Source organism: Chromobacterium vaccinii (assembly GCF_001855275.1).
Classification (GTDB): Bacteria; Pseudomonadota; Gammaproteobacteria; order Burkholderiales; family Chromobacteriaceae; genus Chromobacterium; species Chromobacterium vaccinii.
Map to the genome: position 1 here is coordinate 4999263 of NZ_CP017707.1, position 12536 is coordinate 5011798.

The 12536-nt window shown below is 64.6% G+C and carries 8 protein-coding genes; 4 read left to right on the forward strand and 4 right to left on the reverse strand.

Features of this window, described 5'->3' with window-relative positions; genetic code table 11:
- A complete protein-coding gene (mnmC, locus tag BKX93_RS23130) occupies positions 1-1983 on the reverse strand; it encodes a bifunctional tRNA (5-methylaminomethyl-2-thiouridine)(34)-methyltransferase MnmC2/FAD-dependent 5-carboxymethylaminomethyl-2-thiouridine(34) oxidoreductase MnmC1 (protein WP_046167847.1) in 1983 nt (660 codons plus the stop codon).
- Between the two features lie 97 nt (positions 1984-2080).
- Positions 2081-2554: a hypothetical protein gene (locus BKX93_RS23135; protein ID WP_046167848.1), complete on the reverse strand. Its 474-nt coding sequence runs from the start codon at positions 2552-2554 to the stop codon at positions 2081-2083.
- Between the two features lie 157 nt (positions 2555-2711).
- Here BKX93_RS23135 and clpB point away from each other — a divergent pair, with 157 nt between their 5' ends.
- On the forward strand, positions 2712-5291 hold the full coding sequence (gene clpB, locus BKX93_RS23140; protein ID WP_046167849.1) for an ATP-dependent chaperone ClpB: 2580 nt from the start codon (positions 2712-2714) through the stop codon (positions 5289-5291).
- A gap of 80 nt (positions 5292-5371) precedes the next feature.
- Here clpB and BKX93_RS23145 read toward each other — a convergent pair whose 3' ends face one another.
- Both BKX93_RS23145 and fliW read right to left on the reverse strand, forming a co-directional pair.
- On the reverse strand, positions 5372-5941 hold the full coding sequence (locus tag BKX93_RS23145) for a DNA-3-methyladenine glycosylase I (protein ID WP_070981573.1): 570 nt from the start codon (positions 5939-5941) through the stop codon (positions 5372-5374).
- Positions 5938-6381: a flagellar assembly protein FliW gene (gene fliW / locus BKX93_RS23150; protein ID WP_070981574.1), complete on the reverse strand. Its 444-nt coding sequence runs from the start codon at positions 6379-6381 to the stop codon at positions 5938-5940. Before fliW ends, BKX93_RS23145 begins: the two co-directional genes overlap by 4 nt.
- Before the next feature lie 281 nt (positions 6382-6662).
- Between fliW and BKX93_RS23155 the strand changes: the two genes are divergently transcribed.
- From BKX93_RS23155 to BKX93_RS23165, 3 genes are read left to right on the forward strand one after another with little or no spacing between them, the layout of a single operon-like run.
- Positions 6663-7892: an EAL domain-containing response regulator gene (locus BKX93_RS23155; RefSeq protein ID WP_046155957.1), complete on the forward strand. Its 1230-nt coding sequence runs from the start codon at positions 6663-6665 to the stop codon at positions 7890-7892.
- Positions 7889-8623 carry a response regulator gene (locus tag BKX93_RS23160; protein WP_021477931.1) on the forward strand — a complete coding sequence of 245 codons (735 nt, stop codon included), beginning with the start codon at positions 7889-7891 and terminating at the stop codon, positions 8621-8623. The genes BKX93_RS23155 and BKX93_RS23160 overlap by 4 nt, the downstream gene beginning before the upstream one ends.
- 2 nt (positions 8624-8625) lie before the next feature.
- A complete protein-coding gene (locus BKX93_RS23165) occupies positions 8626-12519 on the forward strand; it encodes an ATP-binding protein (RefSeq protein ID WP_145929379.1) in 3894 nt (1297 codons plus the stop codon).
- The last annotated feature ends 17 nt before the right edge of the window (positions 12520-12536 follow it).

The following is a 12536-nucleotide window of genomic DNA, read 5'->3' on the forward strand; positions in this document are numbered from 1 at the left end:
TCAGGGCGCGTCCAGGTCCAGTTTTCGGCGGATCAGGTCGCGCAGCAGGAAGCGGGATGGATGGACGGCCCGCATCAGATCGGCCGGCAATGGCGCCGGCTCTCCCTCCAGCAGCGAGGTCAGGATTTCCCCCGACAGCGGCGCGGTGATCAGGCCGCGGGAGCCGTGGGCGGCGTTGACGTACAGGCCATCGGCCCACGGACATGTCTCCGCCAGCTCCAGCGTCGCGTCGCGGGCCAGCTCGCGGTAGGCGCGGACGAAGTCGCGGGCGGCCACTACCGGGCCGATCAGCGGCAGATAGTCCGGGCTGGTGCAGCGGAAGGCGGCGCGCCCTTCCAGTTGTTCCGGCGCGTCCTTTTCCAGGCTGGCGCGCAGCTCTGGCGCCAGTCCGGCGAGCATCGCCAGGTTTTCCGCATGCTCGTCGTCGTGGACGGCGAGATCGTCGGCATCGAACTTGAACGTGGCGCCCAGGCAGTGGCGGCCGCCGCGGGCGGGCGAGATGTAGCCTTCGCCGCACAGCACGGTGCGCAGCCGGCTGCTGGCCTCGCTGGCGGCGACGCTGGTGACCTGTCCCCGAATCTTTTTCAGCGGCAGATGCCGCGTGCTGTCGAACTGCGCGGTTTCCGCCGCGCCGGCCAGCACCACCACGGACGCCACCGCCAGCGGGCCGCGCTCGTCGCTTGCGGTCCAGCTGCGCTGCGAAGGGTCGTAATCCAGCGTCAGCGCGGTGCGGCCGGTCTTGACTACGATATTCGGGTGTTCGACCAGCTTGCGCACCAGCGCGGGCGGGTGCACCCAGCCGCCCTGCGGGAAAAACAGCCCGCCGGACGGCAGCGGCGTGCCGGCCAGCTCGCTGGCCGCCGCCTGGTCGAGCGGCCGCATCACGGTTTCGGGCAACTCCAGTCCGGCCAGCCCCTGCTGTTTTTCCGCTTGCTTGGCGTCATGTGCCAGTTGCAGCACGCCGCAGGCTTGCCAGTCGGCGCCTTCCGGCAGCAGGCCGCGCAGCGCGCGCAGGCTGTAGGCGTAGCCGGACAGCACCAGCCGGGTCAGCGGCGTCAGGTGGGGGGAGAGCTTGGTGTACAGCACGCCCTGCGGATTGCCGGAGGCGGCGCTGGCGAGCTGGGGCATTCTTTCGATCACAGTCACCTGCCAGCCTCGTTGCGCCAGGCTGTTGGCGGTGGATGCGCCGGCCAGGCCGCCGCCGACCACGACGACGCTGCGTTCGCGCCAGCGCGGTTCGGGCCGGGCGAACCAGGGTTCCTGCCAGCCGGCGTCGGGCGGGGTGGCGATTCCGCCGTGGACGATGTGGCGCTTGTGGCCGTGGCCCGGCGCTTTTTTGACCTCGAAGCCAGCCTCGGCCAGGCCGCGCCGCACCGCGCCCGCGCTGGTGAAGGTGGCGAAGCTGGCGCCCGGCGAGGACAGGCGCGCCATCTGCTGAAACAGCGGCTGCTGCCACATGTCGGGGTTTTTGGAGGGCGCGAAACCGTCCAGGAACCAGGCGTCGACGCGCGCGTCTAGCTGCGGCAGCACGTCCAGCACGTCGCCTATCATCAGCGTCAGGGTCACCCTGCCGCCGGCTAGCACGAAGCGGTGCCAGCCCGGCGTCAGGACATCGTATTGCGCCAGCAGCGGGGTGGCGAATGCAGAGAGCTCCGGCCATAGCGCCAGCGCCTGGGCCAGGTCGGCCGGCGTCAGCGGAAATTTTTCCGCGCTGACGAAATGCAGCCTGGCGCCGGCCGGCGCGCACGCGTCGAAGCATTGCCAGGCGCAAAGGAAATTCAGCCCGGTGCCGAAGCCGGTTTCCGCGATGGTGAAGGAGCCGGACGGCCGCAGCGCGGCGAAACGTTCCTCCAGCCGGTTATGGCGAAGAAAGACGTGGCGCGTCTCTTCCAGGCCGGAGGCGCGGGAGAAATACACGTCGCCGAAAACGGCGGACATGGGCTGGCCGTCTTGCCAGACGAGTTGAGCGTGAGAGTGGGTCATTATGTGGTCTGCGCCGGCCACGGCGGGCCGGCGGGAAGGGTAGGTCGATTTGGCGCCATTGTCTCATGCCGATCAGGTGTGTCCAAGCCTGAGAGGATCATAAGGTCCAGCGCAGATTGAGGGTGGTGACCGAGGTCTTGGGGTGGTGGCTGCCTACGTTGACCCTGGGCAAGTAGCCGACCTCCAACGCGAAAGATTTGCTTCCCAGGCTGATGGTCGGGAGCGCGGCAGGGCCGTTGTGGCCCGATCCATGCAGATAGCCGGCTTGCAGGCCGACGCCGGCGAAGATCGGACCGAGGATTTCCCATTCTCGCCGCCAGCCCAGCGTGACGAAATTGGCCTCTTTGCGGAAAGAGTCGCGATAGACGCCGGCGCGGGCGAACCAGCGGCCATTATCCTGATTGCCCGCGAATGCCCATTCCAGGCCCGCGCCGGGATTGTCTTGATTGAGGTTGCAGGTGGTGCAGCCATGATGAAGCGAGGCGCCGAACAGCAGAAGCGAGAAATCCTGGGCCTGGACGGATGGGGTGGAGATGAGCAGTGCGGCGGTGATCAATGAGATACGCGTCATGGCTTCCCCTTGCTGAGCGATGGTGGCTGCGTCTTTTTATTTGAACGTCATTGAATGATTTGAGCGTAGTCAATTCCAGGCGTTTGGCAACTCTTGAAATGGCCATCGACCTCCCCAAAATGCAAGTTATCGACAGATCATCCAGGGAACCGACACCATGCGATTCGACAAGCTGACCACAAAATTCCAGCAAGCGTTGGGGGATGCCCAGAGCCTCGCCGTGGCGGGCGACAATCCTTTCATCGAGCCGCAGCACTTGCTGCTGGCGATGCTCGATGACGCTGAAGCCGGCATAGGCGGCCTGTTGGCGCGAGCCGGGGTCAATGTGCCGGCGCTGAAGGCCGGCCTCAAGCTGGCCGTCGAGCGGCTGCCGCGCGTGCAGGGCAATGGCGGCGAGATCACCGTGTCGCGGGATCTGGCCAATCTGCTCAATGTGACCGACAAGATCGCGATGAAGCTGGGCGACGATTTCATCGCCAGCGAGCTGTTCCTGTCGGCGCTGAGCCAGGACAAGGGCGAGACCGGCCGTTTGCTGAAAGAGCATGGCGGCCAGCATGCGTCGATCCAGGCGGCGATAGACGCAGTGCGGGGCGGCGAAAATGTCTCCAGCGCCGACGCCGAAGGCCAGCGCGAGGCGCTGAAGAAATACACGATGGACCTGACCGAGCGCGCCCGCCAGGGCAAGCTGGACCCGGTGATCGGCCGCGACGACGAAATCCGCCGCGCCATCCAGGTGCTGCAGCGCCGCACCAAGAACAATCCGGTGCTGATCGGCGAGCCGGGCGTGGGCAAGACCGCCATCGTCGAAGGGCTGGCGCAGCGCATCGTCAACGGCGAAGTGCCGGAAAGCCTGAAGAACAAGCGCCTCTTGGTGCTGGATCTGGCGGCGCTGATCGCCGGCGCCAAATTCCGCGGCGAGTTCGAGGAACGCCTGAAGGCGGTGCTGAACGATCTGGCCAAGGACGACGGCCAGACGCTGATCTTCATCGACGAAATCCATACCCTGGTGGGCGCGGGCAAGGCAGAGGGCGCGATGGACGCCGGCAATATGCTCAAGCCTGCGCTGGCGCGCGGCGAGCTGCACTGTATCGGCGCCACCACGCTGGACGAATACCGCAAGTACATCGAGAAGGACGCCGCGCTGGAGCGCCGCTTCCAGAAGGTGCTGGTCGGCGAGCCGTCGGTGGAGGACACCATCGCCATTCTGCGCGGCCTGCAGGAAAAGTATGAAATCCATCACGGCGTCGACATCACCGACCCGGCCATCGTCGCCGCGGCGGAGTTGTCCCAGCGCTACATCACCGACCGCTTCCTGCCGGACAAGGCGATAGACCTGATCGACGAGGCCGCGTCCAAGATCAAGATGGAGCTGGATTCCAAGCCGGAGTCGATGGACAAGCTGGACCGCCGGCTGATCCAGCTGAAGATCGAGCGCGAGGCGGTGAGGCGCGAGAGCGATGAGGCCTCGCAGAAGCGCCTGCAGCTGATCGAGGAGGAAATCGGGCGCCTGCAGCGCGAATATGCGGACCTGGAGGAAATCTGGAAGGCGGAGAAAGCCGCCGCCCAGGGCAGCCAGACCATCAAGGAGGAAATCGACCGCCTCAAGGTGGAGATGGAAGACCTCAAGCGCAAGGGCGACTGGCAGAAGCTGGCGGAACTGCAGTACGGCAAGCTGCCCAAGCTGGAAGCCAGCCTGAAGGACGCTGAAGCCGCCGGCAGCGGCGAGCAGGCCAAGCCCAACCGCCTGCTGCGCACCCAGGTGGGGGCGGAGGAGATCGCCGAGGTGGTCAGCCGCGCCACCGGCATCCCGGTGTCCAAGATGCTGACCGGCGAGCGCGAGAAACTGCTGCATATGGAAGATGTGCTGCACCAGCGGGTGGTGGGGCAGGATGAGGCGGTGACCGCGGTGGCCGACGCGATCCGCCGCTCTCGCTCGGGCCTCGCCGATCCGAACAAGCCTTACGGATCCTTCCTGTTCCTGGGGCCGACCGGCGTCGGCAAGACCGAGCTGTGCAAGACGCTGGCGGGGTTCCTGTTCGACAGCGAAGACCACCTGATCCGCATTGACATGTCCGAGTACATGGAGAAGCATTCGGTGGCGAGGCTGATCGGCGCGCCGCCGGGATATGTCGGCTACGAGGAGGGCGGCTACCTCACCGAGCAGGTGCGCCGCAAGCCGTATAGCGTGATCCTGCTGGACGAGGTGGAGAAGGCGCATCCGGATGTGTTCAACGTGTTGCTGCAGGTGTTGGACGACGGCCGCCTGACCGATGGCCAGGGGCGCACCGTGGATTTCAAGAACACCGTGATCGTGATGACGTCCAATATCGGCAGCCAGCAGATCCAGGCGATGGCCACCGACGACTACCAGGTGATCAAGCTGGCCGTGATGGCCGAGGTGAAAACCCAGTTCCGGCCTGAGTTCGTCAATCGCATCGACGAGGTGGTGGTGTTCCATGCGCTGGACGAGAAGCATATCCAGTCCATCGCCCGCATCCAGCTGAAAGGCCTGGAGGCGCGGCTGGCCAAGCTGGAGCTGAATCTGCAGATCAGCGGCGAGGCGCTGGCGCTGCTGTCCGAGGTCGGTTTCGACCCGGTCTACGGCGCGCGGCCGTTGAAACGGGCGATACAGGCGGAGCTGGAGAATCCGTTGGCCAAGGCCATTCTGGCCGGCAAGTACCCGCCGAAGTCCACGGTGATGGTGGAGGCGCGCGAGGGACGGCTGGCTTTTGATTGAGCCTTGTTCCGCTCTCCTTCCGGGGTATGAAGAAACGGCCGCTTGCGCAAGCGGCCGTTTTGCATGGCGGAGCGTCGGGCTCAGCCGGCGCGCGCCGTGTGCAGGAAGCAGCCGGGCAGGTGGTCGTTGACCACGCCGCAGGCCTGCAGATAGGCGTAGATCACCGTGCTGCCGACGAAATTCATGCCGGCTTTCTTCAGCGCCTTGCTGATGAGGTCGGACAGTTCGGTGCTGGCCGGCACCCGCTCGTCGCCGCGGCGCCGCAGGATGGGTTTGCCGTCCACGTGCGCCCATAGCCAGTCGGCAAAGCTGCCGTGCTCCTGCTGCATCCGCAGAAACACCTTGGCGTTGCGGATGGCGCTATGGATTTTCAGCCGGTTGCGGACAATGGCTGGATTCTGCATCAGCCGCTCCACGTCGTCGTCGGTCATCGCCGCCACTTTTTCCGGATGGAAGCCGTGGAAGGCGGCGCGGTAGCCTTCGCGTTTTTTCAGGATGGTGATCCAAGACAGCCCGGCCTGCGCGCCTTCCAGAATCAGCATCTCGAACAGCTTGCGGTCGTCGCGTTCGGGGCGGCCCCATTCCTCGTCGTGGTAGGCGATGTATAGCGGATCGTCGCCGCACCAGGGGCAGCGTTGGGTCTCGTTCATAGCGTATGCAGCAGGATGTCGATCTTGAGGCCGGTTTTCTGGATGCCGCGCCGCGACGACAGGCCTATCACCAGCGGATTGCACAGATTGGCCTGCAGCGCGCCGAGCGCGGGGTGGGATTCGCGCTGCTGGTCCAGCGGGCGGTACAGCATCAGCAGGATGGCGGCGTCCTGCGGCTCCTGGAGCTGGAGCTGCGCGACCTCCTCATCCGACAGCTCGATCTGGAAGCGCACGCCCAGCCTCTCGGGCAGCGCCAGGCTGAAAGTGATGCCGGGATCGTCCAGCGATTGCAGCCAGTACATTTGCGGCACCGGGTGGGTGATGTCGTGGAACAGCTTGAAGCGGGTGCAGTTTTCCAGCGCGGGAATGCCCTGCGGGAAAGTGATGACGGTGGTTTCATCAACCTCGACGTTGCCGAGCTGGTTGGAATCGAAGCGCATGGCGTTCTCCTGTGCGGAAGTGGGTTCCGTCGGGAATGATACCCGAGCGCGGTCCTTGCCGCGACGGCGCGCTCAGGCCCCGCTTGTGCTGGCAAATTTGTCAGCCTATACATGGTATTGCGTTACGTGACATTACGCGAATGTCTTAAATCTAGAGTTATAGACAGGGCCGTTTTTCGCGTGTCGTCTCGCGGTTTTCACGCAGCGTTCATCTATCGGCAAGGCGGCATACCCGGCGTCCGGCGCTCCGGGTCCGGCCCGTCTGGAAGGGGCAACGTGGCATGGACCTGAAACCGAAGCGCTTCCTGATACTTGATGATCAGCTGGTGCTGCGCAAGCTGATTTCGCGGCAGGCCAGCTTCTTCAGCCGGTTCGCCGTGGAGATAGATGAGTTCAGCGACCCGGCCGAAGCGCTGCGCAGCATCGGCGAGGGCGGCTACCACCTGGTGATCACCGATATCGGCATGCCCGGCATGAACGGGATCGATTTCATCAAAAACGTGGCGCGGCTGGGGTATCAGTCCGCGCTGCTCATCATTTCCGGCTATGACGGCAAAACCCTGCAGACCATAGCCGACATGTCGATCAACCTGGGCATCGGCTGCACGCGCTTTCTGTCCAAACCTTACTCCGCCGATGCCTTCGTCTCCTCGCTCAACAGCATATTCAACGAGATGGAGCGCAGCGAGGTGCCGCTGATTGACGATATCGCCCAGTTGCTGGCCGAGCTGGGCGGGGAGAGTTTTCGGATGGAATTCGCGCCTGTGCGTTCCTTGTCCAGCCATAAGCTGGCGTCCTTTTCCCTGCGCGCGCTGCGGTTGCCTGATGGCAGAAGGCTGGCGTTCGACCGCCTGCTGGCCTTGCTGGCGGGGAGAAGGATGGCCTCAGCCGCCCTGCTGGAAATCGTGGTGGAGCGCACGGCGCGCCTGCTGCAGCACATTCGCCTCTCCGCGGGCATCGATGATTGCCGGGTGGATATCCGGATCGATGAGGCCTGCCTGTGCGCCGACAATGTGTTCGACCGTTGCTTCATGGCGTTGCAGCAATACGAGGTCTCGCCAGCCTGTCTGGGGTTCGAGCTGGCCGACGGGCTGAACCGGCGTTCCGACGCCGTGTGCTTCGAGAATATCTCCAAGATCAAGTATCTGGGTTTCCACCTGCTGGCGGACGGGTTCGGCCAGGGTTCGCTGACGGTCAGCAACCTGATGCGTTTGCCTTTCGATCAGGTCAACGTGCCGCTGGAGGCGCTGCAGTGGATGAAGGCGCTGTTGGGAGAGGACCCCGGCGCCTTCCGCCTGTTGAAGTCTTTCGGCCTGGGGCAGACGCCGGTGTGCGCCACCGGTCTGGAGGATGAGGAGGACATCGCGTTGGCGCAGGCCATGGGGTGCGGCTTGGGAGCAGGCGACGCGGTGTCGATGATCGTGCCGGAGGATGAATTGCCGTTGGAGGTGGCCGCCGTGCAGGAGGGCAGCCCCGCGCTCATCGGCAGTCCGATGGAGGGCGCGCGATGAGCTCTGTCGACCTGGCCCGACTGCGCATCATGATCGTAGACGATCAGACCTTGGTCCGGTCGCTGATTTCCCAGGCTCTGCAGAGCATGGGCATCAAGCAGGACCGCATCTTCCAGGCCGCGGACGGCACCACGGCCATGCGTCTCTTGGATATCCGGGGCGTGGACATCGTGTTGTGCGATGTGCAGATGCAGCCGATGAACGGCATGGATCTGCTCAAGGAGCTGCGGTGCGGCCATACGGCCAATGCGTCCAATCTCCCCTTCGTCTTCCTGTCCGGGCACGCGGATCGAACCAATGTGGTGCTCGCCAGCCAGCTGCATGCCGACGGCTTCGTCGTGAAGCCGCCTAAGCCGGCGGAAGTGGAGAAATCGATACAGGTGGCGATGAGCCGAAACCGGCCTGAGATCGATCCGTTCAGCTACTACCATGTCGCCACCGGCACGGAGTACGACAAGAAGGTATTCGGCCGGCTGTTCGAGACCCGCGCGCCGGTTTCCCAGGACGAGCCGGCGGAGAAATGCCTGTCGCTGGACACGGTCAAGCCCGGCTCGGTGCTGGCCCGCGATCTGCGCAGCAAGGCCGGACACCTGTTGCTGCCCCGCGGCGCCAGCATTTCGGCCAACCAGTTGAACGTGCTGCGCGATTTCAGCGAGCGTTACGGCGTCGCGCTGATTTATGTCGCGAACAGCGATGAGGCGGCAGCCAATCCATCCGTTGCGAGGCATTAGGCATGCAGTGGTCGAGACGCAGCCAAACTCAGGCGATGGCGATTGGCCGCAGCGTGCTGGCCATCGTGGTGCTGCTCGGTCTGTTGCAGGCTGGCGTGGTGGCGGTGCTGCAGTTCTCCGCCTGGAATGCCTATCAGCAGTCCGAGCTGCTGGTGCATTTGAACCAGGATGCTTACGGGTTGCGCAATTTCGCCAATCTGCAGCTCAAGGAGAGCGGCCTGCTGATGGAGGGGCTGCTGGAGAAGCGCCCGGACGAAGCTCAATTGAGCAGCCTGGCGCGGCAAGTGGATGAAGATTTCCTGACGCTTCTCACCGACTGGCATGGCCAGGACGAGGCGCGCTCGGCCGGGCGTCTTGAACAGTTGAGACAGTCGATCAAGCAGTTCCAGCAGTTGCGGGTGTCAACGCGGCAGGCGATGAAGGGCGTCGCCGACGGGAGGGAGGCTCAACTCGTCAAGCTGTACGAGGGTACCCGCGATGTGCAGCAGCAGACGCAATTGCTGCTGGACGAGGTGGTGGCGAGCATGGCCTCCGGCGGGGAATACCGCATCAGCAATCTGGTCTGGCTGCGGCAGGACGCGGCGATGCTGGGCTACTGGCTGCATTCCAGCGCGCAGGCGCTGGTGCTGCGTTCGAGCCTGAGGAGCCGGCTGGACAGGCGGACCGAGCTGGAACTGGCCCAAGGCCTGAGCGCCAGCCTCTTGTTGCTCGGGCGGGCGCAGTCGCTGCTGGGCAGCATAGGCGATGCCGAGTTGTCGCGCCGGTTCGGGGAGCTGGCCATGCAGGCGAACCGCCTGCAACTGCTGACCCAGTTGCAACTTGAGCAAGTGGACGGTCGCCTGCAATTCAGCCAGGCCACGGATTATCGGCGGAATCTGCTGCAGCTGTCCGGCTCGCTGGACAAGATCTGGGGGGCCATCGGCGAGCGGGCGCAGCGCACGCTGCAGGACAACCGTTCCCATTACCGGAATACCCTGCTGCGGGAAGGAGCGTTCGGGCTGGCGATGCTGGCGATGCTGGCTTTCCTGTTTCATGTGGTGGTGCGCAAGGTGCTCAAGCCGCTGGACTTTCTGCAGCGCATGCTGGACGTGTCGGGCGACGCGATGCTGGTGATCGACCATAACGGCGTGATCGACATGGCCAACGAGGGCGCGGGGCGCATGTTCGGTTATCCCATGGATGCCTTGATCGGCACCCCTGCCCGGCAGTTGTTCGTGGTGGACGACGAGTTGCTGTCGGTGCTGGCCGCGTTGGAGGTGCAGGCGGGCCGGACGATGCCGGTGGAGGGCATGGGCAGCAGCGGCGAGCGCTTTCACGCGATGTTGAGCGTGGGGCGCTTCCAGGAGGGCAACCGGCCGCTCGACATCCTGATCGTGCGCGACGAGCATAAGCGGCGGCTGGCGGAGAACTCGCTGGAGCGCAGCGTCGCCCTGCTGTCCGTGATCTCGGAGATCGAGGCGATGCTGTTGTCGCGGGCCGAGCGCGGCGACGTATTCCAGAGGCTGCATGATACCTTCCTCGAATTCACCAGTTCCGAGCAGTGCCTGCTGGTGGCCTGGACGGTGAGGGAGGATGGCGACGAGGGGCTGCAGCCCCAGGCCGGTGATTGGCCTGCCTTTCTGCCGCTGCCGCAGCAACTGTCCCAGACGGAAGTGCCGCTGGCGGCGCTGTTCCGCAGCCTGACCGCCCAGCCCTCCTGGGTGTCGCTGCCGGTGATGCTGGGCGGCGAAGCGTCGGCCGGCGTATGCCTGCTGCGGCCCACCTTGTCGCAGCTGGGCATCAGCATCCTGCCTTTGCTGGGCGCCTACGCCAATATATTGGGCTTTTACGCAGAAGAGGACCGGCGCAAGCTGTCGGAAGCCCAGCTGCGCGCGGTGCTGCAAGAGGAGGAGGCGGTGTATTCGGCGTCGCCGGTGGGCCTGCTGCGTTTGAACGAGCATTTCCAGATCACTCGCGCCAACCTCACGGCCGAGAGCATATTCGACGTCGGCGACGAATACGGCCTCTCGGGCATGCACTTGATGGAGCTGCTGGCTTCCGAGCATGGCTGGTATGAGCTGGCGGAGCAAATGTCCAAGATGCAGCAGGACAATGCCCGCATCCATTGCGAACTGGAGTGCCTGACCGGCACCGGGCGGCCGATCTGGGTATTGTTCGAGGGACAGTTGCTGTTCCCGGACGCCAACGAGTCGGTGATCATCCTGGCTTGCCTGGACATCACCGAGCGCAAGATGGCCGAGTTCGAGCTGAGGATGGCCCGCGACCAGGCCAACGCGGCCAACCGCGCCAAGAGCGCCTTTCTCGCCACGATGAGCCACGAGATCCGCACGCCGATGAACGGCGTGCTGGGCATGCTGGAGCTGCTGGCGATGACCCGGCTGGATGCCGAGCAAAGCGACACCGTCGCCACCATCCAGGATTCCGCCAATACCTTGCTGCGGCTGATCGACGATATCCTGGACTTCTCCAAGATAGAGGCGGACAGGCTGGAAATCGTGCCCGCGCGCACCGCGATCCGACCGTTCATGGACAGCGTGCGCAGCCTCTATCACGAGAACGCCAGCAAGAAGGGGCTGGAGCTGGCGCTGACGCTGGACGACAAGCTGGCGCCGACGCTGGTCATCGACCCGCTGCGGGTGCGGCAGATCCTGCAGAATTTCATCAGCAACGCCATCAAGTTCACCTCCAGCGGGCGGGTGGATATCCGAGTCAAGGTCATGGATACGGTGTCCAACTACCAGGTGCTTAGCTTCGAGGTGGAGGATACCGGCATCGGCATGTCGCAGGAGCAGTTGAGCAAGCTGTTTCAGCCGTTCACCCAGGCCGACTCCGAAACCACCCGCCGTTTCGGCGGCACCGGTCTGGGCCTGGCGATCTGCCGGCGTCTGGCCGGTCTGATGGGCGGACATGTGGAAATGGAAAGCGAGCAGGGCAAGGGCAGTTGCGCCCGGCTGTTGATGGAGGTGGAGTGGCTGGCCGAGTTGGTGGAGCCGGTGATGCTGCCCGAGCAACGCGTGCCGTTGGTGGAGGCCGTGGTCGCCGCGGCGCAGGCCGACAAGGAAATCGGAGCGGGCTGCGGATTGTTTCCCATTTTGTTCGCCGAGGACAACCCCACCAATCGCAAGTTGACGTTGAAGCAACTGGAGAAGCTGGGTTATCCGGCGGACTGGGCCGAGGATGGCGACCGCGCTTTCAGCAAGTGGCTGTCTGGGCGCTATTCGCTGATTCTGACCGACTGCCACATGCCCGGCATCGACGGTTACCAGTTGGCGAGGCTGGTGCGCGCGCATGAGGAGTCCCACCCCGAGCGCGGCCGCATTCCCATCGTCGCCTGCACCGCCAATGCGGCAAAGGAAGAGGTGGACAAGACGCGCGAGGCGGGCATGGACGATTTCCTGACCAAGCCGCTGTCCATCCTGGATTTGGAAGCTACGCTGCGCAAATGGATGAGCGCCTCTCTGGAGCAGCCTCTTCCCGCGGCCGATGTCGCGCCGCCCGCTCTCGAGAGCAAGGAGGAGGCCGGGAAGGAATCGTCGCCTGACGGCTCGGGCATTCCCGTCGATCGCAGCGTGCTCGAGGTGTACAGCAACGGCGAACTGAGCGTGGAGCTGGAGATCCTGCGCGAATTCCAGACCGGTAATAATGAGGATGTGGCCGAGCTGCGCGCGGGAATGGAGGCGGAGGACGCCGAGCGCGTCGGTTTTTCCGCCCACCGCATCAAGGGCGCCAGCCGCATGGTGGGAGCCAACGGCATGGGCGACGCCGCCGAGGCGGTGGAGAAGGCGGGCAAGGCCCGCGACCTGGAGCTGGCCCGGAAAAAAATGGCATTCCTTGAAGAGCAACTGGCGGTATTCGACCATTGGCTGGCCAGCCAGAACGAGACCATGGCCGAGTAGGACCCGCCCGCCGTTTG

Coding starts and splice junctions, on each gene's coding strand:
- mnmC (WP_046167847.1), bottom strand. CDS start 1,983: ATGACCCACTCTCACGCTCAACTCGTCTGGCAAGACGGCCAGCCCATG.
- BKX93_RS23135 (WP_046167848.1), bottom strand. CDS start 2,554: ATGACGCGTATCTCATTGATCACCGCCGCACTGCTCATCTCCACCCCA.
- clpB (WP_046167849.1), top strand. CDS start 2,712: ATGCGATTCGACAAGCTGACCACAAAATTCCAGCAAGCGTTGGGGGAT.
- BKX93_RS23145 (WP_070981573.1), bottom strand. CDS start 5,941: ATGAACGAGACCCAACGCTGCCCCTGGTGCGGCGACGATCCGCTATAC.
- fliW (WP_070981574.1), bottom strand. CDS start 6,381: ATGCGCTTCGATTCCAACCAGCTCGGCAACGTCGAGGTTGATGAAACC.
- BKX93_RS23155 (WP_046155957.1), top strand. CDS start 6,663: ATGGACCTGAAACCGAAGCGCTTCCTGATACTTGATGATCAGCTGGTG.
- BKX93_RS23160 (WP_021477931.1), top strand. CDS start 7,889: ATGAGCTCTGTCGACCTGGCCCGACTGCGCATCATGATCGTAGACGAT.
- BKX93_RS23165 (WP_145929379.1), top strand. CDS start 8,626: ATGCAGTGGTCGAGACGCAGCCAAACTCAGGCGATGGCGATTGGCCGC.